This is a genomic window from Bradyrhizobium sp. Y36, from assembly GCF_002531575.1.
GTDB lineage: Bacteria > Pseudomonadota > Alphaproteobacteria > Rhizobiales > Xanthobacteraceae > Bradyrhizobium.
The window spans coordinates 51903-76497 of sequence record NZ_NWTI01000011.1 but is presented as its reverse complement, the minus strand read 5'-3'; the positions used below and the strand labels follow the sequence as shown (position 1 = coordinate 76497).

The 24595-nt window shown below is 64.6% G+C and carries 19 protein-coding genes; 13 read left to right on the top strand and 6 right to left on the bottom strand.

Features of this window, described 5'->3' with window-relative positions:
- Positions 1-59: 59 nt before the first annotated feature.
- A complete protein-coding gene (locus CO669_RS19360) occupies positions 60-1379 on the top strand; it encodes an ActS/PrrB/RegB family redox-sensitive histidine kinase (RefSeq protein ID WP_097661537.1) in 1320 nt (439 codons plus the stop codon).
- A gap of 103 nt (positions 1380-1482) precedes the next feature.
- A complete protein-coding gene (locus tag CO669_RS19355) occupies positions 1483-2037 on the top strand; it encodes an ActR/PrrA/RegA family redox response regulator transcription factor (RefSeq protein ID WP_097661536.1) in 555 nt (184 codons plus the stop codon).
- Between the two features lie 98 nt (positions 2038-2135).
- On the opposite strand, the gene CO669_RS19350 is transcribed toward CO669_RS19355, so the two are convergent.
- Entirely contained in the window at positions 2136-2627 is a 492-nt protein-coding gene (locus CO669_RS19350) for an MmcB family DNA repair protein (RefSeq protein WP_097661535.1), read from the bottom strand.
- A 271-nt stretch (positions 2628-2898) separates the two neighbouring features.
- Between CO669_RS19350 and CO669_RS19345 the strand changes: the two genes are divergently transcribed.
- Entirely contained in the window at positions 2899-4599 is a 1701-nt protein-coding gene (locus CO669_RS19345; RefSeq protein ID WP_097661534.1) for an alpha-amylase family protein, read from the top strand.
- 168 nt (positions 4600-4767) lie between these two features.
- On the opposite strand, the gene CO669_RS19340 is transcribed toward CO669_RS19345, so the two are convergent.
- On the bottom strand, positions 4768-6366 hold the full coding sequence (locus CO669_RS19340) for an alpha-amylase family glycosyl hydrolase (RefSeq protein ID WP_097661533.1): 1599 nt from the start codon (positions 6364-6366) through the stop codon (positions 4768-4770).
- 255 nt (positions 6367-6621) lie between these two features.
- Between CO669_RS19340 and CO669_RS19335 the strand changes: the two genes are divergently transcribed.
- Together CO669_RS19335 and CO669_RS19330 are read left to right on the top strand one after the other, a co-directional pair.
- Positions 6622-7740 carry a vWA domain-containing protein gene (locus CO669_RS19335; RefSeq protein WP_097661532.1) on the top strand — a complete coding sequence of 373 codons (1119 nt, stop codon included), beginning with the start codon at positions 6622-6624 and terminating at the stop codon, positions 7738-7740.
- Positions 7741-7839: 99 nt separating this feature from the next.
- Positions 7840-8520, top strand: a complete 681-nt coding sequence (locus CO669_RS19330) for an MBL fold metallo-hydrolase (RefSeq protein WP_097661531.1) — start codon at positions 7840-7842, stop codon at positions 8518-8520.
- 5 nt (positions 8521-8525) lie between these two features.
- On the opposite strand, the gene CO669_RS19325 is transcribed toward CO669_RS19330, so the two are convergent.
- Complete coding sequence (locus CO669_RS19325) at positions 8526-8894, bottom strand: winged helix-turn-helix transcriptional regulator (RefSeq protein ID WP_097661530.1); 369 nt, start codon at positions 8892-8894, stop codon at positions 8526-8528.
- A 133-nt stretch (positions 8895-9027) separates the two neighbouring features.
- Between CO669_RS19325 and CO669_RS19320 the strand changes: the two genes are divergently transcribed.
- Positions 9028-9330, top strand: coding sequence for a hypothetical protein (locus CO669_RS19320; protein WP_245444387.1), 303 nt, complete (start codon positions 9028-9030; stop codon positions 9328-9330).
- A 170-nt stretch (positions 9331-9500) separates the two neighbouring features.
- Here the strand turns inward: CO669_RS19320 and CO669_RS19315 are convergent, their stop codons facing one another.
- Both CO669_RS19315 and CO669_RS19310 read right to left on the bottom strand, forming a co-directional pair.
- Entirely contained in the window at positions 9501-10658 is a 1158-nt protein-coding gene (locus CO669_RS19315) for an extracellular catalytic domain type 1 short-chain-length polyhydroxyalkanoate depolymerase (protein WP_097661633.1), read from the bottom strand.
- A 147-nt stretch (positions 10659-10805) separates the two neighbouring features.
- Positions 10806-12212 carry an MFS transporter gene (locus CO669_RS19310; RefSeq protein ID WP_097661528.1) on the bottom strand — a complete coding sequence of 469 codons (1407 nt, stop codon included), beginning with the start codon at positions 12210-12212 and terminating at the stop codon, positions 10806-10808.
- Positions 12213-12441: 229 nt separating this feature from the next.
- Between CO669_RS19310 and CO669_RS19305 the strand changes: the two genes are divergently transcribed.
- Both CO669_RS19305 and CO669_RS19300 read left to right on the top strand, forming a co-directional pair.
- Positions 12442-13677 carry an LLM class flavin-dependent oxidoreductase gene (locus CO669_RS19305; protein ID WP_097661527.1) on the top strand — a complete coding sequence of 412 codons (1236 nt, stop codon included), beginning with the start codon at positions 12442-12444 and terminating at the stop codon, positions 13675-13677.
- A 149-nt stretch (positions 13678-13826) separates the two neighbouring features.
- Complete coding sequence (locus tag CO669_RS19300; protein ID WP_097661526.1) at positions 13827-15203, top strand: cytochrome P450; 1377 nt, start codon at positions 13827-13829, stop codon at positions 15201-15203.
- Positions 15204-15265: 62 nt separating this feature from the next.
- On the opposite strand, the gene CO669_RS19295 is transcribed toward CO669_RS19300, so the two are convergent.
- Positions 15266-16105, bottom strand: a complete 840-nt coding sequence (locus CO669_RS19295) for an SDR family NAD(P)-dependent oxidoreductase (RefSeq protein WP_097661525.1) — start codon at positions 16103-16105, stop codon at positions 15266-15268.
- A gap of 179 nt (positions 16106-16284) precedes the next feature.
- Here CO669_RS19295 and CO669_RS19290 point away from each other — a divergent pair, with 179 nt between their 5' ends.
- From CO669_RS19290 to CO669_RS19270, 5 genes are all read left to right on the top strand, one after another.
- Entirely contained in the window at positions 16285-17250 is a 966-nt protein-coding gene (locus tag CO669_RS19290) for a sensor histidine kinase (protein WP_097661524.1), read from the top strand.
- A gap of 220 nt (positions 17251-17470) precedes the next feature.
- On the top strand, positions 17471-19207 hold the full coding sequence (locus CO669_RS19285; protein ID WP_198964106.1) for a putative bifunctional diguanylate cyclase/phosphodiesterase: 1737 nt from the start codon (positions 17471-17473) through the stop codon (positions 19205-19207).
- A gap of 224 nt (positions 19208-19431) precedes the next feature.
- Positions 19432-20871: a sigma-54 interaction domain-containing protein gene (locus CO669_RS19280; protein ID WP_097661522.1), complete on the top strand. Its 1440-nt coding sequence runs from the start codon at positions 19432-19434 to the stop codon at positions 20869-20871.
- 196 nt (positions 20872-21067) lie between these two features.
- Positions 21068-22378 (top strand): MFS transporter, encoded by a 1311-nt coding sequence (locus CO669_RS19275; RefSeq protein WP_097661521.1) that lies wholly within the window; start codon positions 21068-21070, stop codon positions 22376-22378.
- Between the two features lie 108 nt (positions 22379-22486).
- Positions 22487-24514: an acyl CoA:acetate/3-ketoacid CoA transferase gene (locus CO669_RS19270; protein ID WP_097661520.1), complete on the top strand. Its 2028-nt coding sequence runs from the start codon at positions 22487-22489 to the stop codon at positions 24512-24514.
- Positions 24515-24595 lie beyond the last annotated feature (81 nt).

Genomic DNA, 24595 nt, shown 5'->3' with positions numbered 1-24595 from the left:
CCGGTGGTTCCGCGAGCCCAGCGTTTGTGAGCTTAGAAGGCACCGCCACATTGGCCGATATGACCGAAATCGCCGCCTCCAACTTCCGCCATGCGCAGCGGCATATCCGCCTCGATACGATCCTGCGGCTGCGCTGGCTCGCGGTGCTGGGCCAGCTGGCCGCGATCTTCATCGTGGCGCAGGGGCTGGAATTCAACGTCGAGATCGTCCCCTGCGTCAGCATCATCGCCCTGTCGGCATCGCTGAATCTGGCACTCCAGACCGCAGCCAATCCGATGCACCGGCTGGAGCCGATGCAGGCGGCCGGACTGCTCGCGCTGAATATCGTGGAACTGGCCGGCCTGTTGTATTTCACCGGGGGCCTGCAGAACCCGTTCTCGTTCCTGTTCCTCGCCCCGGTGCTGATCTCGGCCACGGCGCTGCCGGCGCGCTTCACATTCGGCCTCGGCGTCCTCGCCGTGGCCTGCGCCTCGGTGCTGTTCTTCTTCCATCTGCCGCTGCCCTGGGATTCCGACGATCCGCTGGTGCTGCCGCCGATCTATCTGGTCGGCGTCTGGCTCTCGATCGTGCTCGCGATCGGCGTTACCAGCCTCTACTCGTTCCAGGTGACGGAGGAGGCGCGCAAGCTCGCGGACGCGCTGGCCGCGACCGAGCTGGTGCTGACGCGCGAGCAGCACCTGACCCAGCTCGACGGGCTTGCCGCTGCCGCCGCGCACGAGCTCGGTACGCCGCTCGCCACGATCTTCCTGATCTCGCGCGAGCTGGAAAAGACGGTGAAGGACGCCAGCATCGCCGCCGACCTGAAGACGCTACGCGAGCAGACCCAGCGCTGCCGCGACATCCTGAGCAAGATCACCCAGCTCTCCACCGACGCACCGTTCGACCGCATGAAGCTGTCGGAGCTGATCGAGGAAGTGGTGGCCCCGCACCGCGATTTCGGCGTCGAGATCAAGGTGCGGATCGCGGTCGCCGCCGTGTCCGAGCCGGTCGGCTCGCGCAATCCGGCGATCCTCTACGGCGTCGGCAATATCGTCGAGAACGCGGTCGATTTCGCCCATACCACCGTCGAGGTGAATGCGTGGTGGAACAAGGACAATATCGAGCTCGTGATCTCCGACGACGGCCCCGGCATTCCGCCCGACATCCTGAACCGGATCGGCGAGCCCTATCTGTCGCGGCGGCGCCCCCAGGATGACGGCGGCGGCGAGCGGCGTGGCCTGGGGCTCGGGGTGTTCATCGCGCGCACCTTGCTGGAGCGCACCGGCGCCAAGGTCTCGTTTACCAACCGGACGTTCCCGGAACACGGCGCGGTGGTCCACATCACGTGGCCGCGAGAGCGTTTTGAGGCTATCGAGATGCTCGAAGAAACAATAGGATAGGCCGCGACCTTGCGTCGCACGACGGGGCCGATCGACTATCGGCGGCCTTGGCACCGCCCGATTGCGAGGCCATATGTAGACGCGTTGGAGAGAGGAAAAAACCTTGAACGCCATCGCCGAACTGAACGAACAGACCGATCGCTCGCTGCTCATCGTGGAAGACGACAAGCCGTTCCTGGAGCGCCTGTCGCGCGCCATGGAGACGCGCGGCTTTGCGGTGACGTCATGCGACACCGTCTCGGACGGGCTTGCCCAGATCGGCAAGGCGGCGCCCGCATTCGCCGTGGTCGACCTGCGGCTCGGCGACGGCAACGGCCTCGACGTGGTCTCGGCGCTGAAGAAGAAGCGCCCGGATGCGCGTGCGATCGTGCTGACCGGCTATGGCAACATCGCCACGGCCGTCACCGCCGTGAAGATGGGCGCGATCGATTATCTCTCCAAGCCCGCGGATGCCGACGACGTCGTCGCCGCGCTGCTGTCGACCAGCGCGGAGAAATCCGAGCTGCCGGCCAACCCGATGTCGGCCGACCGCGTGCGCTGGGAGCACATCCAGCGCATCTACGAGATGTGCAACCGCAACGTCTCGGAAACGGCACGCCGGCTGAACATGCATCGGCGCACCTTGCAGCGCATTCTCGCCAAGCGCGCGCCGCGGTGACGGTCTCGTAGGGTGGATTAGCCGAAGGCGTAATCCACCTCTATGCTGTCCGCATTGAGAGACAAGGTGGGTTACGCCTTCGGCTAACCCACCCTACTTCATTCCCAGAACTCCGCATGGCCTTGCGGATCGACCAGCCGGTTGATGCGCAGCGCCGCTGCCATTCCGAACCGTACCGTCATCTGCTTGCGCGTGGCGGCGGCGAGCTTGTGCTCGGGCGCCTCGCACTGCATGTGCGCGCCATAGGCGTCGGCCACGATCAGGCCGGTCTCCGCAGGAAAGATCTCGCACGGCAGATCCTGCGTGAAGGCGAAGAACAGCCGGTCGCAATGCGCGCGGTATTCGTGCCATTTCTGGTCGGCGCGCAAATCCTCCACCGACGATTTGATCTCGACGATCCAGATCTCGCCGCGCTCGTTCAGCGCCACCAGATCGGCGCGCCGGCCCGACGGCAGCGGCAATTCGCTGATGCAGGAGAAACCGAGCGAGCGTAACAGCCGCGACGTGCCGCGCGCGATCGCAAGCGCCGTCTCGGATTGGCGACGGTCGGGCGGCGGTACGAGGGCGATGTTGCGGGCGGGGCTGTCCATGGGCGGAAGATAGCCGATTCCGTCCCGCCCGTCATTCCGGGACGCGCGCAGCGCGAGCTATGATGCGCAATTGCGCATCTGAGAATCCATAACCACGAAAAGCAGGTGCCGGGACGAGCAAGTCACTCCGAATCATCGCAAAGCTTCTCCCTGTGGGTCCGGGCTCGCGCTTCGAGCGCCCCGGGACGACTGCAGAGTGCGGAACTGCTCTTGCCCTTAACACTTATCACGCAGCCGCCGCACCCGGGCGGAACCACGCAGGCAGCGGCCCATGATCGACGATCTCTGGTACAAGAACGGCGTGATCTACTGCCTGTCCGTCGGCAGCTACATGGACGCCAACGGCGACGGTATCGGCGATTTCAAGGGCTTGCTGCGCCGACTGGATTATCTCCACGGCCTCGGCATCACCACGATCTGGCTGATGCCGTTCCAGACCTCGCCGGGCCGCGACGACGGCTACGACATCGCGGATTATTACAGCGTCGATCCCCGCTACGGCACGCTCGGCGATTTCGTCGAGTTCACCCATGGCTGCAAGCAGCGCGGCATCCGCGTCATCATCGACCTCGTCGTCAACCACACCTCGGACCAGCATCAATGGTTCAAGGAGGCGCGGCGCGACAAGAACTCGCCGTATCGCGACTGGTATGTGTGGTCCGACAAGAAGCCGGCCGGCGCCAACAAGGGCATGGTGTTTCCCGGCGTGCAGAAATCGACCTGGACGCGCGACAAGGAAGCCGGCGCCTATTACTTCCATCGCTTTTACGATTTCCAGCCCGACCTCAACACCTCGAACCCGCACGTGCAGGCGGAAATCCTGAAGATCATGGGCTTCTGGATCCAGCTCGGCGTCTCCGGCTTCCGCATGGACGCCGTGCCTTTCGTGATCGCGACCAAGGGCGCGAAGGTGAAGAAGCCGGTCGAGCAATACGACATGCTGCGCGCGTTCCGCGAATTCCTGCAATGGCGGCAGGGCGATGCCATCATCCTCGCCGAAGCCAACGTGCTGCCGGAAACCGACATGGAATATTTCGGCAAGGATGCCGACCGCATGCACATGATGTTCAACTTCCACGTCAACCAGCATCTGTTCTATGCGCTGGCATCCGCCGATTCGCGCCCGCTGGCGAAGGCTCTGAAGGCGACCAAGCCGCGGCCGGCCTCGGCGCAATGGGGCCTTTTCCTGCGCAATCACGACGAGCTCGATCTCGGACGGCTGACCAAGGCGCAGCGCGATGCCGTGTTCAAATCGTTCGGCCCCGACAAGGACATGCAGCTCTACGACCGCGGCATCCGCCGCCGCCTCGCGCCGATGCTGGGCGGCGACCGCCGGCGGCTCGAGCTCGCCTACAGCCTGATGTGCACGCTGCCGGGAACGCCCGTGATCCGCTATGGCGACGAGATCGCGATGGGCGACGACCTCTCGCTGCCCGAACGCAATTGCGCGCGCACGCCGATGCAATGGTCGACCGAGCCCCATGGCGGCTTCACCAAGAGCGACAGGCCCGCCTGCCCCGTGATCGACGAGGGACCGTACGGCTATCCGCATCTCAACGTCGCCAAGCAACGGCGCGATCCCAACTCGATGCTGAACTGGACCGAGCGCATCGTGCGGATGCGGAAGGAAGTGCCCGAGATCGGCTGGGGCGATTTTACGATCATCGCCACGCGCGATCCCGCCGTGTTCATCATGCGCTACGACTGGCGCAACAATTCGGTGCTATTCGTGCACAATCTCGACGAGACGCCGCGCGAGGTCGCGTTTTCGACCGGGCTGTCAGGGGATGCCGGCGCGCACCTCATCAACCTGCTCGCCGAAGACCACAGCCACGCCGACAAGCGCGGCCAGCACCGGGTCGTGCTGGAGGCCTACGGCTATCGCTGGTACCGGGTCGGCGGACTGGATTATCTGCTGAAGCGGAGCGACATCGACGGGAATACGGCGAAGGGAAATAAGCATCCGGGGTGATGTGGGCGCTGGTGCCCCCACACTCGTCATTGCGAGCGCAGCGAAGCAATCCAGACAGCTACCGCGGAGGGATTCTGGATTGCTTCGTCGCAAAAGCTCCTCGCAATGACGTGGAGATAGCGGTGGCCATCCCGACCACCCTCACGCTGCGCTTGTCCGGGACGACAGCTAGGGCGGCGATACGATCACCCCCTCATTGCCCCTGAGATCGAGCACGCCCTCGACCTCTTCGCGCTCGCGATCCAGGAATGTCGACAGCAGGATCGTGCTGCCGAAACGGATCGCGCTCGTCGTCACCGCGATCGGGTCGGGACCGAGATTGAGCGCCACGATCACCGCCCGGCCCCCGGCCTCGCGGCGATAGACCAGCAGATCGCCTTGTGCGGCGATCGGATGATACTCGCCTGCGACCAGCGGTGGGCAGCTCTTCCGCAGGCCGATCAGGCGCTTGTAGAGGCTGAGGATCGAGCGAGCATCGGCTTCTAGATTGACGACATTGTCACGCACATAGTGCTCCGGCAGCGGCAGCCATGGCCGAACCGCGGAGAAGCCCGCGAATGCGGAAGCATCCCATTGCATCGGCGTACGGCAGCCGTCGCGGCCGACGCCGATGCCCGGCACGTTCTTCTCGAAGGGATCGCGCACGTCCTCCGGAGCGATCGCCACCTGGTGCATCCCGATCTCGTCGCCGTAATAGAGCGTCGGCGTGCCGCGCAGCGTCAGCAGCAGCATGGCGGCGACGCGGGCCTGCTCGGTGCCGACGCGGCTCGCCACGCGCGGGCGATCGTGGTTGCCGAGCACCCAGTTCGGCCAGGCGCCGCGCGGCAGCGCCTTTTCATAATCGTCGACGATCTTCTCGATCGAGCGCGCGCTCCAGAAGGTCGAGAGCAGCGCGAAGTTGAACGGCATCTGCGCGCCGGTGAGGTCGTTGCCGTAATAGGCCATCAGGCGATGCAGCGGCAGATAAATCTCGCCGATCAGGACGCGGGCGGAATAGGCATCCGTGACGCGTCGCATCTCGGCGATGACATCGTGCACCTCGTCCTGGTCGGTGGAATATTGTGTCAGGATCTTTTCGTTCGGCGGCCGGCCCTCGACATAATGCGGGTTCGGCGGATTGTCGCGGAATTCGGCGTCCTTGATCAAATGCCAGATGACGTCGACGCGAAAGCCGTCGACGCCCTTCTCCAGCCAGAACCGCATCACGTCGTAGATGGCGTTGCGGACATCCGGGTTGCGCCAGTTCAGGTCCGGCTGCTGGGCGAGGAAGGCATGATAGTAATATTGCCCCGTGGTCTCATCGAAAGCCCACGCGCTGCCACCGAATTCGGACAGCCAGTTGTTGGGCACTCCGCCATCGCCCGCAGGATCGCGCCAGACGTACCAATCGCGCTTGGGATTGTCGCGCGAGGCGCGGCTCTCGACGAACCAGGGATGCTGGTCGGAGGTGTGGTTCGGCACGAGATCGAGGATCAGCTTCAGGCCGTTGTCGTGCGCGGCCGCGATCAGCGCATCGAAATCCGCCATCGTGCCGAACAGTGGCTCGATCCCGGTGTAGTCCGAGATGTCGTAGCCGAAATCGGCCATTGGCGAGGGGAAGATCGGCGACAGCCAGATCGCGTCCACGCCGAGGGACTTCACATAAGGCAGCCGCCGCAAAATGCCGGCGAGGTCGCCGACGCCGTCACCGTCGCTGTCCTGAAAGGAGCGCGGATAGATCTGGTAGAAGATGCCGTCGCGCCACCAATTGTCGTCGCCCTGAGCCAAATCGTCCCCCGAATGTCCTTCGCGCGGACAGCAACGCCGGATCGCGCCAGCGGTTCACAGGAACGGACAAACGAACAGGGCTTTGGGACGGCGATGTGACGCGTGCAGCGCGGCAGGCCGTCGTCCGGCGCCGCCTGCTCAGGGTTCCCCGGGAAACGCTGCAATTTCGCGCCGGTTGCGCCTTCGTTCCGGCCTCAGCCCACCGCGATGCCAGTGGAACCTCGGTTCCGAGGGACGAAACCACTGGAGAGACCCATGAGGTCACGCATCACACTGTGCTCGCTCGCCTTCGCACTCGCCACCATGCCGCTCGCGGCAGGACTATCTCCCGCCCACGCCAAGCCGACCGTCGAAGTCGCCTTCGTGCTCGACACCACGGGCTCGATGGCCCGGCTGATTGAAGGCGCCAAGCGCAAGATCTGGTCGATCGCCACCACGATCGTCGATTCCAATCCGGACGCCGACATCCGCATGGGCCTCGTCGCCTATCGCGACATCGGCGACGATTACGTGACCTCGAAGATCGAGCTGACCCGCGATATCCAGGATCTCTACGCCAATCTGCTGGAGCTGAAGGCGCGCGGCGGCGGCGACTGGCCCGAAAGCGTCAACGAGGCGCTCGACGTCGCCGTCAACAAGCTGCAATGGACCGCGGGCAACGACGTCAGGCACATCGTCTTCCTGGTCGGCGACGCCCCGCCGCACATGGATTACGCGCAGGACACCAAATATCCGACCACGCTCGCGGTCGCCAAACAAAAGGATATCATCGTCAATGCCGTGCTCGCCGGCGATGCCCGTGACACCGAGCGGGTGTGGCGCGACATCGCCCAGATCGGCAGCGGCCGCTTCATCCCGATCCCGCAGGACGGCGGCAAGGTCGTGGTGATCGAGACGCCGTACGACCAGGACATCATCATCCTGCAACAGCAGCTCAACGACACGGTGATCCCCTATGGTCCGCGCGAGCGGCAGCGGCACACCGAGATGAAGATGCGGCAGACCGCCAGCATCGCGGCGGCCGCGCCGGCCAGCGCCACCGACATGGCGAGCTACATCAACAAGCGATCTGCGGCGACCTCCGAAGCGGTCACCGGGGGCGGCGATCTCGTCGCCGATGCCGCCAAGGGTACGACCAACGTCGGCGCGGTCAAGGATTCGGACCTGCCCGAGAATTTGCGCGCCATGAAGCCAGAACAGCGCGAGGCCGAGGTGGCCAAGCAGGTCGGGCAGCGCAAGGTTTTGAACGAGAAGCTCACCGCGCTGGTCGGCCAGCGCGACAAGTACATCGCCGAGCAGGCTGCGAAATCGCCCAAGGCCTCGTCCTTCGATGGCGTCGTCCGGGAGACGTTGAAGGCGCAGATCAAGCGGTAATCGTGGGAGCCCGGGGAGCGATCGTTCCCCGGGTCGTTTCCTGTTCCTTGGCACGAATCTTTTGCTTGGCGGCATGGCAAAAATCGGCATTGTGGCGCCATGACCGAGCAAAATGACACCCAAGACTCCTCGCAAGCCAAGGCCGGCGCGATCATCGTCCCGGTGACGCTGTTCGAGCAGAACTGCACCATCATCTGGAACGAGCCGTCCAAGAAGGCCGTCGTGATCGATCCGGGCGGGGACGTGCCGAAGATCCTGGACGCCATCAAGCAGACCGGCGTCACCGTGGAGAAGATCTGGCTGACTCATGGCCATATCGACCATGTCGGCGGCGCCGCCGATTTGCGCGATGCCCTGAAGGTGCCGATCGAGGGCCCGCACGAAGCGGACAAATTCCTGCTCGACAATGTGGTCGAGAGCGGCGCGCGCTTCGGCATGACCGGCGTACGCAATTTTGCGCCGGACCGCTGGCTCGCCGAGGGCGACACCGTGTCGATCGGCGATCTCTCGTTCGACATCCTGCATTGCCCCGGCCACTCACCGGGCAGCGTGGTGTTCTTCAACAAGGACTTGCGTTTTGCCCATGTCGGCGACGTGCTGTTCGCCGGCTCGGTCGGGCGGACCGATTTGCCCGGCGGCAGCCACGCGACGCTGATCAACTCGATCCTGACCAAGCTGCTGCCGCTCGGCGACGATGTCGGCTTCATCTGCGGCCACGGCGCCGGCTCGAGCATCGGCCAGGAGCGGATGACCAATCCGTTCATCACCGGCGAGATGTAACCGCCTTACTCGGCGGCCTCGGTGAGCGCCGGCGCTTCACTGAGGTGCCGTTCGCCCCAGTCGCGGATCGCGGCGACGACGGGCACAAAGCTTTTGCCCTTGCGGGTCAGGCGATACTCGACCTTTGGCGGCACCTCGCCGAAATCCTTGCGGTCGATCAGGCCGCTCTCCGTCAGCGCTTTCAATTCGCGGCTGAGCACGCGCGGCGTGATCTCGGCGCTGCCTGATGCGCCGCGCAGCAGGCCGCTGCGGATCTCACCATAGCGGCGCGGACCGTCCTTCAAATCCCAGACAATGCGCAGCTTGTACTTGCCGCTGATCATTTTCTGAAATGCCGAGACCGGACAGCTGCGTGCGGGAAGCGCTCGTGCCATGTCGTCTCCTCCATGTGCGCGACGTCAAAATAGGAGCGGCTTCGAAAAAGTCCATACTATCAATTTTGTCCATACTTGCAGGATCGCTCGCACGCCGCAGATGATGACGCACATGACGAACAGGGAGCGTCACATGAAGCACTTCATGATCCGGTACGAATTCAAAAACGGCACGACGGACGCCTGGCATCAGGAGATCGGTCGATTCATCAAGGCGATCGACAACGATCCGGAGCTGAAAGGGCGGATCGGCTATCGCGTGCTGAAGAACAGCGAGGACGGTCACTACTTCCATCTCGCCAGCGTCGCCGACGAAGATGCGCAGAAGGCACTGCAGTCGCGTGACTTCTTCAAGCACTATTCGGCGATGACGCGGCAAGTCTCCGGCGGCGAGGTGACGGCGACGCCGATCGAGTGGATCGATCAGACGGGGTAGCCACAAATTCCGCTGTCGCCCGGCGAAGGCCGGGACCCATCACCACAGGGAGACGTGGTTACGGGGACTCGGCGTTGCGCCTTCGCGCCTCACTTAGTCCTGGGAGTATGGGTCCCGGATCGGCGCGCGCTTGGGGCGCGCTTGTCCGGGACGACGAGTTGGGGGCGGAGCTACTTCATCAATCCCGCCGCCGTCAGGGCGCGGGTGATGATCTGGCCGAGATCGAAGCCGCGGGATTCCTCGCGCTTCGGCGCGGCCTGCTGCTCGGAGACTGCCGCGCGGATCGAGCGGGCGAGATGCGGCGCGGGCGAGAGCGCCGACTTGGTGTCCGCCTTTGCAGCGTCGGCAATCCAGTCCGTGAGGCCGAAGAATTTTGCGATGTGATAGGAGGAGGAAATACCGGCCTCGATCAGGAATGCGCCTTCGACGCCATAACGCTGATCGTTGTCGGCAAGCCCAAGCGGCGTGCCGTGGGCCATGTCGGTGATGGCGTAGGACTCGACCAGCGTCTCGCCGTCCTTGCCCCACCAGGCCTGACGCGGATAGCCGTCGACATTGGTCTCCGCCATCGGCGCTTCCGGCAGATCGTGCAGATCGAGCCACTGCTTGACGATCTCGTTGGCGTTGCCGGGATTGACGGTGCGATCGGCGCTGCCGTGCCAGACCGAGATCTTCGGCCAGGGGCCGCGGTAATCCGAGGCGTTCCGCACGAGATCGCCGAGCTCGCGCGCCGGACGCGCCGGGGAATGAAACATGCCGTCGAGCGCCTCGCGCAGATTCGAGGCGATGCCATAGGGCAATCCCGCAATGACCGCGCCGGCCGCGAAGACTTCCGGATAGGTCGCGAGCATCACCGACGTCATGCCGCCGCCGGCGGACAGGCCGGTGATGAAGACCTGCCTCGGATCGATGCGGTGCGCTCCGGCCATATGCGCGATCATCTCGCGGATCGAATGCGCCTCGCCGCTGCCTCGCGCCGTGTCTTCCGGGCTGAACCAGTTGAAGCAGGTATTGGCGTTGTTGATGCGCTGCTGCTCGGGCATCAGCAGCGCGAAGCCGTAGTGCCGAGCCAGCGTCGACCAGCCGGCGCCGAGATCGTAAGCCGCGGCGGTCTGGCCGCAGCCATGCAGCACGACGACCAGCGCGCGCGGCTTCTGCAACTGCGCCGGGACAAACGCGAACATGCGCAAGGCTCCGGGATTGTCGCCGAAGCCCGTGACCTCTTCCAACGGACTGGACGCATCCGCGCGGCGACCGAGCTCGGCAAAGCGCAGACCGTCCAGCCTCGGCAGACGTCTCAACAGATCAACATTTCTGGCTAACGACACGGCAACTTCCTGGTGGGCGACGTTCAACGTCCAGCCAAACCAGATAGTTGCTGCATTGCAAAATAAAAAGACCGTGCGCTGTCAATCCGATGAAAATCACCGGCAATCCCCGGGGAATCCGCACGTATTAACCAGAATGCCCCAACTTCATGCAGATGCGCGGCGGAGCCACGACAAAAATGCGGCGCAGATCATGATGAGTGTCACAAACAGCACGAGCGAGACCAGAAAACCTGCGCGCGCTGATTGCAACGCCTCCAGCGCGAAGAATACCGCGCCTATTGCGGCCACTCCGGCCGCATTTCCGATCTGCGCCGTGGTGCCGTAGATGCCGGAGGCCGAGCCGGCGGCGGCGGGCTTCACGGTCGAGAGCACCGCGCCCGACAGTGGTGCCATCACCAATCCCTGGCCGTAGCCAAAGACAATCATGGTGAAGCCGAGCAGGAGCGGCGACGGCGCCTCGACAAAGCCTGCGACGAGCGCGAGCGCGGCGAGGCCTGCGATCTGGACCGCGCAGCCTTCGATCAGCACCTTGGTGCCGCGATGCCGCGCCCGCGCGCCGCTATGGCGCGATGCTACGACGAACGCGAGCGCAAGCGGAACGAAGGCCAAGCCGGCGGAAAGCGGCGGGATGTTGAGCCCTCGCTGCATGAACAGCGTCATGACCAGGTAGAAAGACAGATTGGCGAGGAAGAAGAAGAAGGCGGCGCCGAGCCCGCGCAGGAAAGCGGCGTCCGCCAGCAGCGTGAGGTCGATCAGCGGCAGGCCGCCGGCACGCGCGACCGCATGCTCCAACTTCAGGAACGCGGCCAGGGTGACGCCACCGGCCGCCATCACGGCCCACAGCCAGGGCGCCCAGCCGGCATCGTGGCCGAACAGCAGCGGACCGATCAGGCACAGCAGCCCCGCGAACAGGACCAAGCTGCCTTTGATATCGAGCCTCGTCCCCGATCGCCGCGGCGCCGACGGCATGATGCGCCAGGCGGCAAAAGCAATGATGAGGCCACAGGGCACGTTGACGAAGAACACCGACCGCCAGCCGCTGCCGGCGAGGTCGACAGTGATCAACAGGCCGCCGAGCAGGAAGCCTGCGGCGCCGGCCAGCCCGAGCACGATGCCGTAGATGGCGAAGGCGCGGCCGCGCGATTCGTCGGTGAACAACAGATGCAGCGTCGCCAGCACCTGAGGCACCATCAGCGCCGCGGTCGCGCCCTGAGCCAGCCGGGCGATGATGAGCTCCGCGCCCGATTGCGCGAGGCCGCACCACAGCGACGTCAGGGTGAAGCCGAGCACCCCGGCGAGAAATACGGGCTTCGTGCCGTGGATGTCGCCGAGACGGCCGCCGGTGACGACCAGCGTCGCGTAGGCGATCAGGTAGATCGCGATCACGGATTCGATCTCCGCCGGCGTCGCACGCAGCTCGACCGCGATGGTGGGAATGGCGACGTTGACGATGAAGGCATCGACGCCGAACATGAACTGGGCAGCCACGACGATCGCCAGCACCCACCAGCGGCGGGAGGAATCGACTTGTTGCGTGACGATCTGATGCATCGGCGCAGAACTCGGGACTATCGTTGCCCGATGATTTCAAATCGTGGACGGCGTCGCGATTACCTCGGAGGTCAGATTCGCGGGCTCCAGGCCCGGCCATGACGAAGAACCCGGCTTCATCGCATGCCTGCATTCCGCAGCACGGGACACCGCGCGATTGCGTTCGAGCCCCCGGGCACGTAGCCTTGTGGCTTCAACAAACAGAAAATCAAAAGCCGGAGAAAACGTCATGGCGCGTCTGAAGTTCGGAGCCTTCCTTGCCCCGCATCACCCGATCGGGGAGCATCCGATGCTCCAGTTCCGGCGCGACCTCGACCTGGTCGAGCAGCTGGACGCGCTCGGCTATGACGAGTTCTGGTGCGGCGAGCATCATTCGTCAGGCTGGGAGATGATTGCCTCGCCCGAAATGTTCCTGGCCGCGGCCGGCGAACGCACCAAGCGGATCAAGCTCGGCACCGGCGTCGTGTCGCTGCCCTATCACCATCCCTACAACGTCGCCCAGCGCATGGTGCAGCTCGACCACATGACCGGCGGCCGCGCCATCTTCGGCTCCGGCCCCGGCGCGCTGGCTTCTGACGCCCATACGCTCGGCATCGACCCGATGACGCAGCGCGACCGCCAGGACGAGGCGATCGGCATCATCCGCCGCCTCTTCAACGGCGAGCGCGTCACGGCGAAGAGCGAGTGGTTCACCATGAACGACGCCGCGCTGCAGATCCTGCCGCTGCAGGAGGAGATGCCGTTCGTGGTGGCGTCGCAGATCTCCCCCTCGGGCATGACGCTCGCCGGCAAATACGGCTGCGGCATCATCTCGCTGGGCTCGATGACGACGCAGGGGCTGATGTCGCTGCAGCAGCAATGGCAGTTCGCCGAGGACGCCGCGAAGAAGCACGGTACGAAAGTGAACCGCGCCGACTGGCGCGTGCTGCTGACCTTCCACATCGCCGAGACCCGCGAGCAGGCCCGCAAGGAGGCCGGCGCCGGGCTGATGCGCTGGCACAACGAATATAATGTCGGCACGCTGCAGCGGCCGGGCCTCACCGCGTTCTCTTCGCCGGATGAAGCCGTGGACAAGACCGCCTTCGTCGAGGGCGCGGCGTCCACCATCGGCACGCCCGACGATCTGGTCAAAACCATCAAGAACGTGATGCAGGTCTCCGGCGGCGTCGGCGCCATCATCGGCTTCGTGCACGACTGGGCCAATCCGGAGGCGACGCGCCGCAGCTGGGACATGGTCGCGCGCTACGTCGTGCCGGAAATCAACGGCTATATCGACGGCCTGCGCAGGTCGCAAAAATTCGTGATCGAGAACCGCGCGATCTTCGAGCGTGCCGGTCAGGCCGTGATGGCCAAGATCATGGAGAACGAAAAAGCCGCCGAAGCGCTGAAGGTGACCGGCCCCGGCCGGGTCGCCATTCCCGCCGTCAACGCGCCGGATCTGCAGAAAGAAGCGGCGAAGCGATAAGACGCACTCAGCTCATCGTCCCGGCGCGCGTGCAGCGCAAAGCCGGGACGACGAGCGGCGGGTGTGACGATTTGGTGCGCAAGACGGCCGCAGATTATCGCGGCCGGACCATGCTATGTTCGCGGAGCCTGCCTACCGGAGCAATCGTCATGTCGATGCAGAATGTGGCCGCAACGGCGCCCGACTACACCGCGCCCAAACGCAACGCGCTGACGCACATTCCCGGCGACGAAGGCTGGCCGATCATCGGCAAGACCTTTCAGGTGTTGGCCGATCCCAAAGGCCATATCGAGGCGAACGGCGCCAAATACGGCCCGGTCTACCGCACCCATGTGTTTGGCGAGACCAACGTCGTGCTGCTCGGACCCGAGGCCAACGAACTCGTGATGTTCGACCAGCAGAAGCTGTTCTCGTCGACCCACGGCTGGAACAAGGTGCTCGGCCTGTTGTTCCCGCGCGGATTGATGCTGCTCGATTTCGACGAGCACCGGCTGCACCGCAAGGCGCTATCGGTCGCGTTCAAGTCGGGGCCGATGAAATCCTATCTGGCCGATCTCGACCGCGGCATCTCCGCCCGGGTCGCGCAATGGAAGGCCAAGCCCGGCGAGATGCAGCTCTACCCCGCGATGAAGCAGCTCACGCTGGATCTCGCGGCGGCGTCCTTCCTCGGCGCCGATATCGGGCCGGAAGTCGACGAGATCAACCGAGCCTTCGTCGACATGGTCGCGGCTGCCGTCGCGCCGATCCGCCGCCCCCTGCCCGGCACCCAGATGGCCGCCGGCGTCAGAGGGCGCAAACGCATCGTCGCCTATTTTCGCGAGCAGATCCCGCTGCGACGCGGCAACCACGGCGGCGATGATCTGTTCTCGCAGCTGTGCCGCGCCACCCATGAGGACGGCGCGCTGCTGTCCGAGCAGGACATCATCGACCACATGAGCTTCCTGATGATGGCGGCGCATGACACGCTGACCTCGTCGCTGACCTCCTTTGTCGGCGAGCTCGCCGCCAATCCGGACTGGCAGGACCGGCTGCGCGCGGAGGTTCTGGCGCTCGGGCTCGCGCCGGGCGCGCCGAGCAGTTTCGACGATCTCGAGAAGATGCAGCTGTCGGAAATGGCCTTCAAGGAGGCGCTGCGGATCAAGCCGCCGGTGCCCTCGATGCCGCGCCGCGCGATGCGCGATTTCACCTTCAAGGGCTTTACGATTCCCGCCGGCACGGCGGTCGGCGTCAACCCGCTCTACACCCATCACATGAAGGACATCTGGCCGGAGCCGGACCGCTTCGATCCCTTGCGCTTCACCGAGGAGGCGCAGCGCAACCGCCACCGCTTCGCCTGGGTCCCATTCGGCGGCGGCGCGCATATGTGCCTCGGCCTGCATTTCGCCTACATGCAGGCGAAATGCTTCGCGCGGCACTTCCTGCAGAACATCGAGGTGTCGCTGGAGGAGGGCTACAAGCCGGACTGGCAGATGTGGCCGATCCCCAAGCCGCGGGACGGGCTCAAGGTGCGGGTGAAGGCGGTGTGATAAATTCCGTCATTCCGGGGCGCACGAAGTGCGAGCCCGGAATGACAGAATATGATTTGCCCCTACGCTCCCTGATCGAACGCCTTGCGCAGCGCGACGTAGCCCTGCTGTTGCTGGCTCCAGTTGCGGCCGCCGGTCATGGCGCCATCGACGACGAGGTCGTGGCCGTTGATGAAGCTGGATTCGTCGCTGGCCAGGAACACTGCGGCCTGGGCGATGTCGTCGGGCAGGCCGGCACGCGGGATCGGCTGCGCGGTCTTGTAGACCTCGCGCATCACTGCCGGCGTCTTCTCCGCGGCATCGGTCGACAGACCCAGCGCCTTGCCGAAGATGCCGGTCGCGATCGCGCCGGGCGAGATCGCGTTGACGCGCACATTGGACTCGCCGAGCTCCATCGCCACGCATTTGGTGAGGTGGATCACCGCCGCCTTGGCCGCGCTATAGACCATCGAGGACGAGAAGCCGGCGAGACGTCCGGCAATGCTGCCATTGTTGATGATGCTGCCGCTGCCCTGCTTCTTCATATGAGGCGCGGCATGCTTCATGCCGAGCATGACGCTGCGCACCAGGGTCGCCATCGCCGCGTCGAAGCGCTCGACCTCGAGGCCTTCGATGCCGCCGGTCTGCGCCGGGCCGCCGGCATTGTTGAACAGGCAGTCGATCCGGCCGAACTTGTCCACGGCGAGTGCAATCAGGGCCTGCATCTGCGCTTCGACGGTCACGTCGGTCTGACGGAAAACGCAGTTCGACCCGAGCTGCTTCGCCAGCGCCTCGCCTTCCGGTACACGTCGGCCCGCGATCACAATTTTGGCACCTTCGGCAACGAAGACTTCCGCAGTGCGCAATCCAATCCCGCTCGTCGCTCCCGTGATCACCGCAACCTTGCCGTCCAGCCTGCCCATGGAATGTTCCTGTTTTCGAACGATTTGATGACAAATGGCGAACATCGACCGCTGCCGTCGCCGCTGCGGCCACTATCCCCGCCTGCCTCCGGCAAGGCAAGCTATGCTTGGGCGAGCGGGATGCGTAACATCCTCATGAACCGATCGAATTTCGAACGCCTATCGCAACTGAGCTGCGCATGGGGAAGCTGATCGACGAATTCCGCAAGGGCTGGCAGGGCGCGGCGCCGCCATCCGTCGGGCTGAGCATTGCGTTTGCGGCGGCCTGCCTGCTGGTTGCGACGCTGGCACGCTGGGCGCTGGCCCATGTGCGGCCCGACGTCTACTTCACGCCCTACTTTCCGGCCGTGTTCTTTGCCGCAGCGTTCGGCGGCTTCCGGATCGGGATCGTGACCGCGCTCGTCGGCGGCGTGCTCGGCGTCGTCGTGAATTTCGGCGATGCCTTCGCCGATCGCGCGCGGTTTGCCCTGCTTGCACTCTATTGGGCGGTCTGCGCACTCACCATCTGGGGCGTCGAGCACTATCGCACCATGCTGGCGGAGCAGCGCCGGATCTCCAAGCGCCTGATCGAGGAAGAAGAGTATCGCAAGCTGCTGGTCGACGAGCTCCAGCACCGGCTGAAGAACAAGCTGTCGACCGTGCACGCCGTGCTGCACCAGGTGCTGCATGACCAGCCGCTGGTCTGGGCCCGGATCGATCCGCGGCTCCGCTCGCTGGCCGCGACCGACGATTTGATCTCGCGGATCGACAAGGCCGGCTGCGACATTCGCGACCTCCTGATCTCGGAGCTCGGCCCCTACGGCCACGTCCGCTTCACCCTCAATGGCGATCGGCTGTTCCTGCCGCCGAAGCTCGCAGTCACGCTGTCATTGATGTTTCACGAGCTCGCCACCAATGCAGGAAAATATGGTGCGTTCTCCTCGCCACGCGGCCTGTTGCAGGTCTCGTGGACCGTCAGCGACGACCGCCTGACCGTCACCTGGGACGAAAACGAGGGGCCGAGCGTGGACAAGGTGTCCGAACCCGGCTTCGGCACCAAGCTGCTGAAATCGGCATTGTCGGCTTTCGACGGCAGGACCGAGATCTCCTATCTGAAGACCGGGCTGCATTGCATCATGCAATGTCGAATCCCGCGAAGCGAATAGCATCGCGCGCCAAGCGAAAGCGCAACCCGCGGGCTGCCCGCCGTTTCGCACGCGCCGTTGACGCTCTGTTAATGACGATCGTCGGCGCACCTCACATCGTCGCAAGTTTCCCCCAAAACACCCCCGTATTTCTCCGGAGCCCTTAACCAAACTTAAGAGGGAACCACGCAAGATTGTGCTCATTGCAAAACGCGCTGAAACAACAAGATTCATGACTTCTATGAACGACAACAAATATTCCGGCGCGAGTGAAGCCGAACTCGGATTTCTCAAGGAAATCGTTAGAATGCTGCCGGCCGGCCTGACCGTGCAGGATGCAGATGGCGAGCTTCTGCTGGTTAACGACGCCGCGGCCGCGCAGCTCGGCATGGACGGCAGCCGTCCCTCACCCGATCTTTCGCCGCGCCGCGAAGCCTGCCGTCAGGCTCTGAGTGCCGGCCAGCCCGTCGTCACCGAGGAGGCGCTTCATGGCAGCGGCGCCCGACAAGTGCTTCTCACCACCCATCGTCCCGTCCGCCTCGCCGGACGCGAGCTCCTGATCTCGGCATCCTCCGACATCACCGAGCAGAAGAATTTCGAGGACCAGCTGTTCCGCTCGGCCTATTTCGACGAGCTGACCGGGCTGCCCTCGCGGCGCGTAATCGAACATCGCGTCAACGGCCTGCTATCTGACAGAAGCGGCAGCGAGCGTTTCGCGCTGGCTTTCCTCGACGTCGACAATTTCAAGCACATCAACGACTATTATGGCCACGCCGTCGGCGACGCGCTGCTGGTCGAGCTGTCGAAGCGGCTCGGACGCGACTTGCGAGATTCGGACATGCTGTCGCGCATCTCCGGCGACGAATTCCTGCTGCTGCTCTCCCCGATCCAGAGCCAGGAGGAGGTCGCCGAATTCATGCAGTCGACGCTGGAGCGGCTGACGGCGCCGTTCTTCATCGACAATTCGGAAGTGTTCGCCTCCACCTCCGTCGGCATCAGCCTCTATCCCGATCACGGCCGAAGCTTCGAGACGCTGCGCCAGAATGCCGACATCGCGATGTATCGCGTCAAGAACGACGGCAAGGGATCGGCCGTCTTCTTCGACTCCAGCATGGAGCGCGAGGCGCTGGCGCGGATGAAGATCGAGCAGTCGCTGCGGCTCGCCATCCTGGAGAAGCGCTTCTGCTGCGCCTTCCAGTCCAAGGTCGACATCCGCACGCAGGCCGTGAAGGGCATCGAGGCCTTGGTACGCCTGCGCGACGACGAAGGCGTGATCCAGGCGCCCGGCTCGTTCATCAATCTCGCCGGCGAGCTCGGCCTGATCGACGAGCTCACTCACCTCGTGCTCGCGGAGATCGTCAAATCGATCGACCTGATCAACGAGACGTTCGGCCCGGAAGCGACCATCAGCATCAACGTCGCCGCCAAGCAGGCCGGCAATCCCGAATTCATGCGCAGCTTCGCGCGGGCGCTGGAAGAGACCGGCTTTCCCCAACGCTTCATGATCGAGGTGACGGAAGACGCCTTCGTCGCCAAGAATCATTTCCAGGCCGAGATCCTGCCGATGTTTCGCAAGCTCGGCGTCGGCATCTCGATCGACGATTTCGGCACCGGCTATTCCTCGCTGTCGGCGCTCGCCGACATCACGGCGGACGAGATCAAGATCGATCGTTCCTTCATCACCGACATCCATAAGCGCCCGCGCAGCCAGGGCATCTTGCGCGCGATCGAATCCTTGAGCGAAGCGCTCGGCATGACCGTGATCGCCGAAGGCCTCGAATCCTACGAAGAGCTCGCTTATCTCCAGGCCGCGACCAAGATCCGCTACGCGCAGGGCTACTACTTCTCCCGCCCGATCTTCCTGGAGGAGCTGAAGCTGGGAACGCCGGCGTCCAGCGAATCGCGCGCGGCCGTTGCAAGCCGCCCGCACCAGCAGAACCGCCAGGGCTATTCGCGGGCGAGCGGCTATCGGCGGTAGGACGCAAGCGGCGCTCCAGTCTCGCTGTCGTCGCCCGCCTTGACCGGGCGACCCAGTATTCCAGAGACAGTCGTTATTGAACCGAGAGGCCGCGGCGTACTGGATGCCCCGGTCAAGCCGGGGCATGACAGTGGAGATGGGGCGGCACCTCAAGGCCCCCATTTCCCCCTTTGAAATTGCTGGCCTTTTGGTAATACACAAGCGGACTTCCGCCGGGATATGTCATGTCCGCCTCTCCCTCGATCAGCGACCCCGCCTACCTCCGTGCGCGCGCGATGGAGACGCTGTTCGAGCGGCTGGAAAAGCTGTGCGAGGGCGCGATCGCGATCGACCGCGGCGGGCGGGTCGTCTACGTCAACGAAAAATATCTCGCCGCGCTCGGCCTCAAGCGCATCAGCGAGGCGATGGGCCGGCCGATCGAGGAGATCATTCCGAACAGCCTGATGCGGAAGGTTGTCGAAACCGGCGAGCCAATCCTGCTCGACATCATGGAGCTCGGCGGCGAGCAGCTCGTCGTCACGCGCATGCCGATCGAGGACGAGAACGGGACGGTGATCGGCGCGATCGGCTTCGTGCTCTATGACCACCTCGAAAGCCTGAAGCCGCTGCTCGCCCGTGTCGCCCAGCTCGAGAGCGATCTGCGGCTGGCGCGGCGGCAATTGTCCAACGCCCGCGCCGCGCGCTTCACCTTCGCCGACTTCGTCGGCACGACGCCCGGCATCGCCCAGGCCAAGGCGCTCGCAAGCCGCGCCGCGCGGCAGAGCGTCACCGTGCTGCTCACCGGCGAGACCGGAACGGGCAAGGAGATGCTGGCGCAGGCCATTCACAACGCCTCCTCGCGCGCGGACAAGCCGTTCGTCAGCGTCAATGTCGCGGCCATCCCGGACACGCTGATCGAATCGGAGTTCTTCGGCACCGCGCCCGGCGCCTACACCGGCGCCGACCGCAAGGGACGCGAGGGCAAGTTCCGCGTCGCCGACGGCGGCACGCTGTTCCTCGACGAGATCGGCGAGATGCCGCTGCAATTGCAGGCCAAGCTGCTGCGCGTGCTGCAGGAGCGCGAGATCGAGCCGCTCGGCTCGGACAAGATTTCCAAGATCGACGTGCGCGTGGTCGCGGCGACCAATGTGGATTTGCGCAAGCGCGTCAGCGACGGCGCGTTCCGGCCCGACCTCTATTATCGCCTGAACGTGCTCTCGATCGAGTTGCCTCCCTTGCGCGACTGCCTCGACGATCTCCCCGAGATCTGCGCCCGGCTGCTCGAGGACATCAGCGCCTCCGGCGACTACGTCAAGGCGAAGATCACCCCGAGCGCGCTCGCCGCCCTCGCGCGCTACGACTGGCCGGGCAACGTTCGCGAGCTCCGCAACATCCTGGAGCGGGCGCTGATCCTCAGCGATTCCGGCCGGCTGACCGGCGAGGATGTCGCGCGCATCCTCCCCCTGGGCACGGAGCTCAGGCCCGCTGCATCCGAGCGGCCGGTCGCGGCAGTCGTGCCCTATGCCGAGGCCGAAGCGGAATTCGAGAAGCACACGCTCGAGCAGGCGCTCGCCGCCAGCAACGGCCAGATCACCGAGGCCGCCAAAATGCTGCGGATCTCGCGCGCGACCTTCTACAAGAAGCTCGCCAAGTTCGGCCTCGCCACAGGGCCGGCCTCCGTCTGAGTTTCGAGACACGAACGTGTCCGGAGTCTCGGATTCCGGACACGGCGCAGCGCCGCTCGTTCGTCCGTGGCGGCGGGAATTGCCGTGTTTTCAGCCGATTTGCGCAAACCCTCCGCATCTGGCGCGGACCTTGCTCTTCGCTTTGCACAATGACGCATGCTGCACATGCGCATTCTCAAACCAGGGAGGACGCAGGATGAGTGAAGCGATCTCGGTCCATCAGCTTCAGGCGAGACAGCCCTCGCACGTCACGGTCGCCACCGCGAGCCTGATCGGCACGGCCATCGAGTGGTACGACTTCTTCCTCTACGGCACCGCTGCCGCACTGATCTTCAACAAGCTGTTCTTTCCGACCTTCGACCCGATGATGGGAACGCTGCTGGCGTTCGCGACCTACGCGCTCGGCTTCATCGCGCGCCCGCTCGGCGGCGTCGTGTTCGGGCATTACGGCGACAAGATCGGCCGCAAGACCATGCTGTATCTGACGCTGCTGATCATGGGCGCGGCGACGGCCGCGATCGGCTTCCTGCCGACTTACGAGACCGCCGGCATCTGGGCTGCGGTCCTGCTCGTGACCTGCCGGCTGATCCAGGGCTTTGGCCTTGGCGGCGAATGGGGCGGCGCAGTGCTGATGGCCGTCGAGCATGCGCCCGCGGACAAGAAGGGCTTTTACGGCAGCTGGCCACAGCTCGGCGCGCCGCTTGGCCTCGTGCTCGGCACGCTGGTATTCTCAGTGGTCTCGGCAATGCTGACCGACGCGCAGCTCTATGCCTGGGGCTGGCGCATCCCGTTCCTGTTCTCGATCGCGCTGGTGCTGGTCGGCCTCTGGATCCGCTTCACCATCGCGGAATCGCCGGAGTTCCAGAAGGTCAAGGACACCAAGCAGGACGTGAAGATGCCGATCGTCGAGGCGATCCGCATGTATCCCAAGAACATCCTGCTGGCGATGGGCGCGCGCTTCGCCGAGAACGGCTTCTTCTACATCTATGCCACCTTCGTGCTCGCCTACGCCACGCAATCGCTCGGCATGAACAAGCAGGACATGCTCAACGGCGTCTTGATCGGCGCCGCGATCGAGACCTTCACCATCCCGGCCTTCGGCGCACTCTCCGACCGGCTGGGGCGCCGGCCGATCTACATCTTCGGCGCGGTGTTCTCGGCACTGATGTCGTTCCCGCTGTTCATGCTGCTGGCCACCAAGAACCCGCAATATGCCTGGATCGCGATCGTGCTCGGCCTCGCCATCGGTCACGCCGCGATGTACGGGCCGCAGGCGAGCTTCCTGTCGGAGCTGTTCGGCACCAAGGTGCGCTATAGCGGCGTCTCGCTCGGCTACAACCTCGCCTCGATCTTCGCCGGCGCGCTGTCGCCGCTGATTGCGACGGGATTGATGACGGCCTACGCGCCGGCGACGTGGCCGATCTCGCTCTACATGATCGCGCTCGCGCTCATCACAATCGTCTCGGTCTATTTCGCCACCGAAACACGCAAGATAGTTCAGGGCTGAACGTCCTGATCATGTCGTCCGTCGCGAGGAGCAAGCTGTTCCACGGCTGCTCCTCGCGATAGGATCAAGCAACAACGGCATGCGGTCCAGGGGATCGGGAGGAACGCCGTGAGCCATCATCCAGCTCTGCCCTACTTGCGCAATTCCGAAAAAGGCAAGGTCGTCACGGCGACCGAGGCGGTCATGCTGATCCGCGACGGCGATACCGTGGCGACCGGCGGCTTCGTCGGCATCGGCTTTGCCGAGGAGATCGCGGTCGCGCTGGAGGAGCTTTACCTCTCCCATGAGGGCGACGCGCCCTATACGCAAGGAAAGCCGCGCAACCTGACGCTGGTCTACGCGGCGGGCCAGGGCGACGGCAAGAATCGCGGCCTCAACCATTTCGCGCATGAAGGCCTGGTCCGGCGCGTGATCGGGGGACATTGGGGGCTTGCGCCGAAATTGCAGCAGCTCGCGATCGCGGGCCAGATCGAGGCCTACAACCTGCCGCAGGGCGTCATCACGCATCTGTTCCGCGACATCGCCGCGCACCGGCCCGGCCATGTCACCCGCGTCGGCATGGGCACCTTCGTCGACCCCAGGCACGGCGGCGGCAAGCTGAACGCCCGCACCACCGAGGACCTCGTGGAGCTGATCACGATCAGCGGCGAGGAGTGCCTGCTCTACAAGACCTTTCCCATCAATGTCGGAATCATCCGCGCCACCACGGGCGATCCCGACGGCAACCTCACCATGGAGAAGGAGGCGCTGACGCTGGAAGCGCTCGCCATCGCGATGGCAGCGCATAATTCCGGCGGCATCGTCATCGCCCAGGTCGAGCGCGTGGCCGAAGCCGGCAGCCTCAACCCGCGCCAGGTGAAAATTCCCGGCATCCTCGTCGACTGCGTCGTGGTGGCAAAGCCCGAGAACCACTGGCAGACTTTTGGCACGCCATACAATCCCGCCTTCTCCAGCGAGATCCGCGTCCGCGCAGCTTCCCTGCCGGTCATGCCTATCAGCGAGCGCAAGATCATCGCACGGCGCGCCGCGCTCGAGCTCAAGGCCAACAGCGTCGTCAATCTCGGCATCGGCATGCCAGAGGGGATCGCCTCGGTCGCCAATGAAGAGCGGATCATCGATCTCATCACGCTGACGGCGGAGCCCGGCGTGATCGGCGGCATTCCCGCGAGCGGCATCGATTTCGGCGCGGCGATCAACACGCAGGCCGTGATCGACCAGCCCTATCAGTTCGACTTCTACGACGGCGGCGGCCTCGATTCGGCCTTTCTCGGGCTCGCCCAGGTCGATCGCGCCGGCAACCTCAATGTCAGCAAGTTCGGACCGAAGCTCGCGGGCGCCGGCGGCTTCATCAACATCAGCCAGAACGCCAAGGAAGTCATCTTCGTCGGCACCTTCGGCGCGGGCAAGCAACGCATTGCAGTGAACGACGGCAAGCTCGTCATTCTCGACGAGGCCAAGTCGCGCAAGTTCGTGGATCACGTCGAGCACGTCACCTTCAGCGGCCCGTTCGCCGCCGCGCGCAGGCAGCGCGCGCTGTACGTTACCGAGCGATGCGTGTTCGAGCTCAGGCCCGACGGGCTCGAGCTCACCGAGATCGCACCCGGCATCGACATCGAGCGCGACATTCTGCGCTTGATGGATTTCAAGCCGCTGATCCCGCACGATCCCGCAGCTATGGACGATCGCATCTTCCGCGAGGGCCTGATGGATCTGCGCGAGCGCCTGCTCACCATCCCGCTCGACCAGCGCTTCACGCTGGACGAGCAGCAGAACCTGTTCTTCGTCAATCTCGAGCGCTATCCGCTGCACAGCAAGGCCGAGATCGACACCATCGCAGCGATCGTCGAGGCCAAGCTCGCGCCGCTCGGACGCCGGGTCTACGCCATCGTCAATTATGACAATTTTTCCATCCTGCCGGAGCTGATGGACGATTATTCGGCCATGGTGCGTAGCCTGGTCGATCGCTTCTACTCCGGCGTGTCGCGCTACACCACGTCGGGCTTCCTGCGCATCAAGCTCGGCGAAGCCCTGGAGAAGCGCGGCGTCGCGCCGCATATTTTCGAAAGCGCCGACGAGGCGCAGTCGGACCGGCGTCAGGCCGAGGGAGCCGGCGAGGCGCGGCGGGCCCAAAAATGATGCAGGCTATAAAGGCCGACGCGGTCGGCCGGAAGGTTCGATTGCAATGTTCGTGAGCTTGTGCAAATCGCTGTCGTCGAG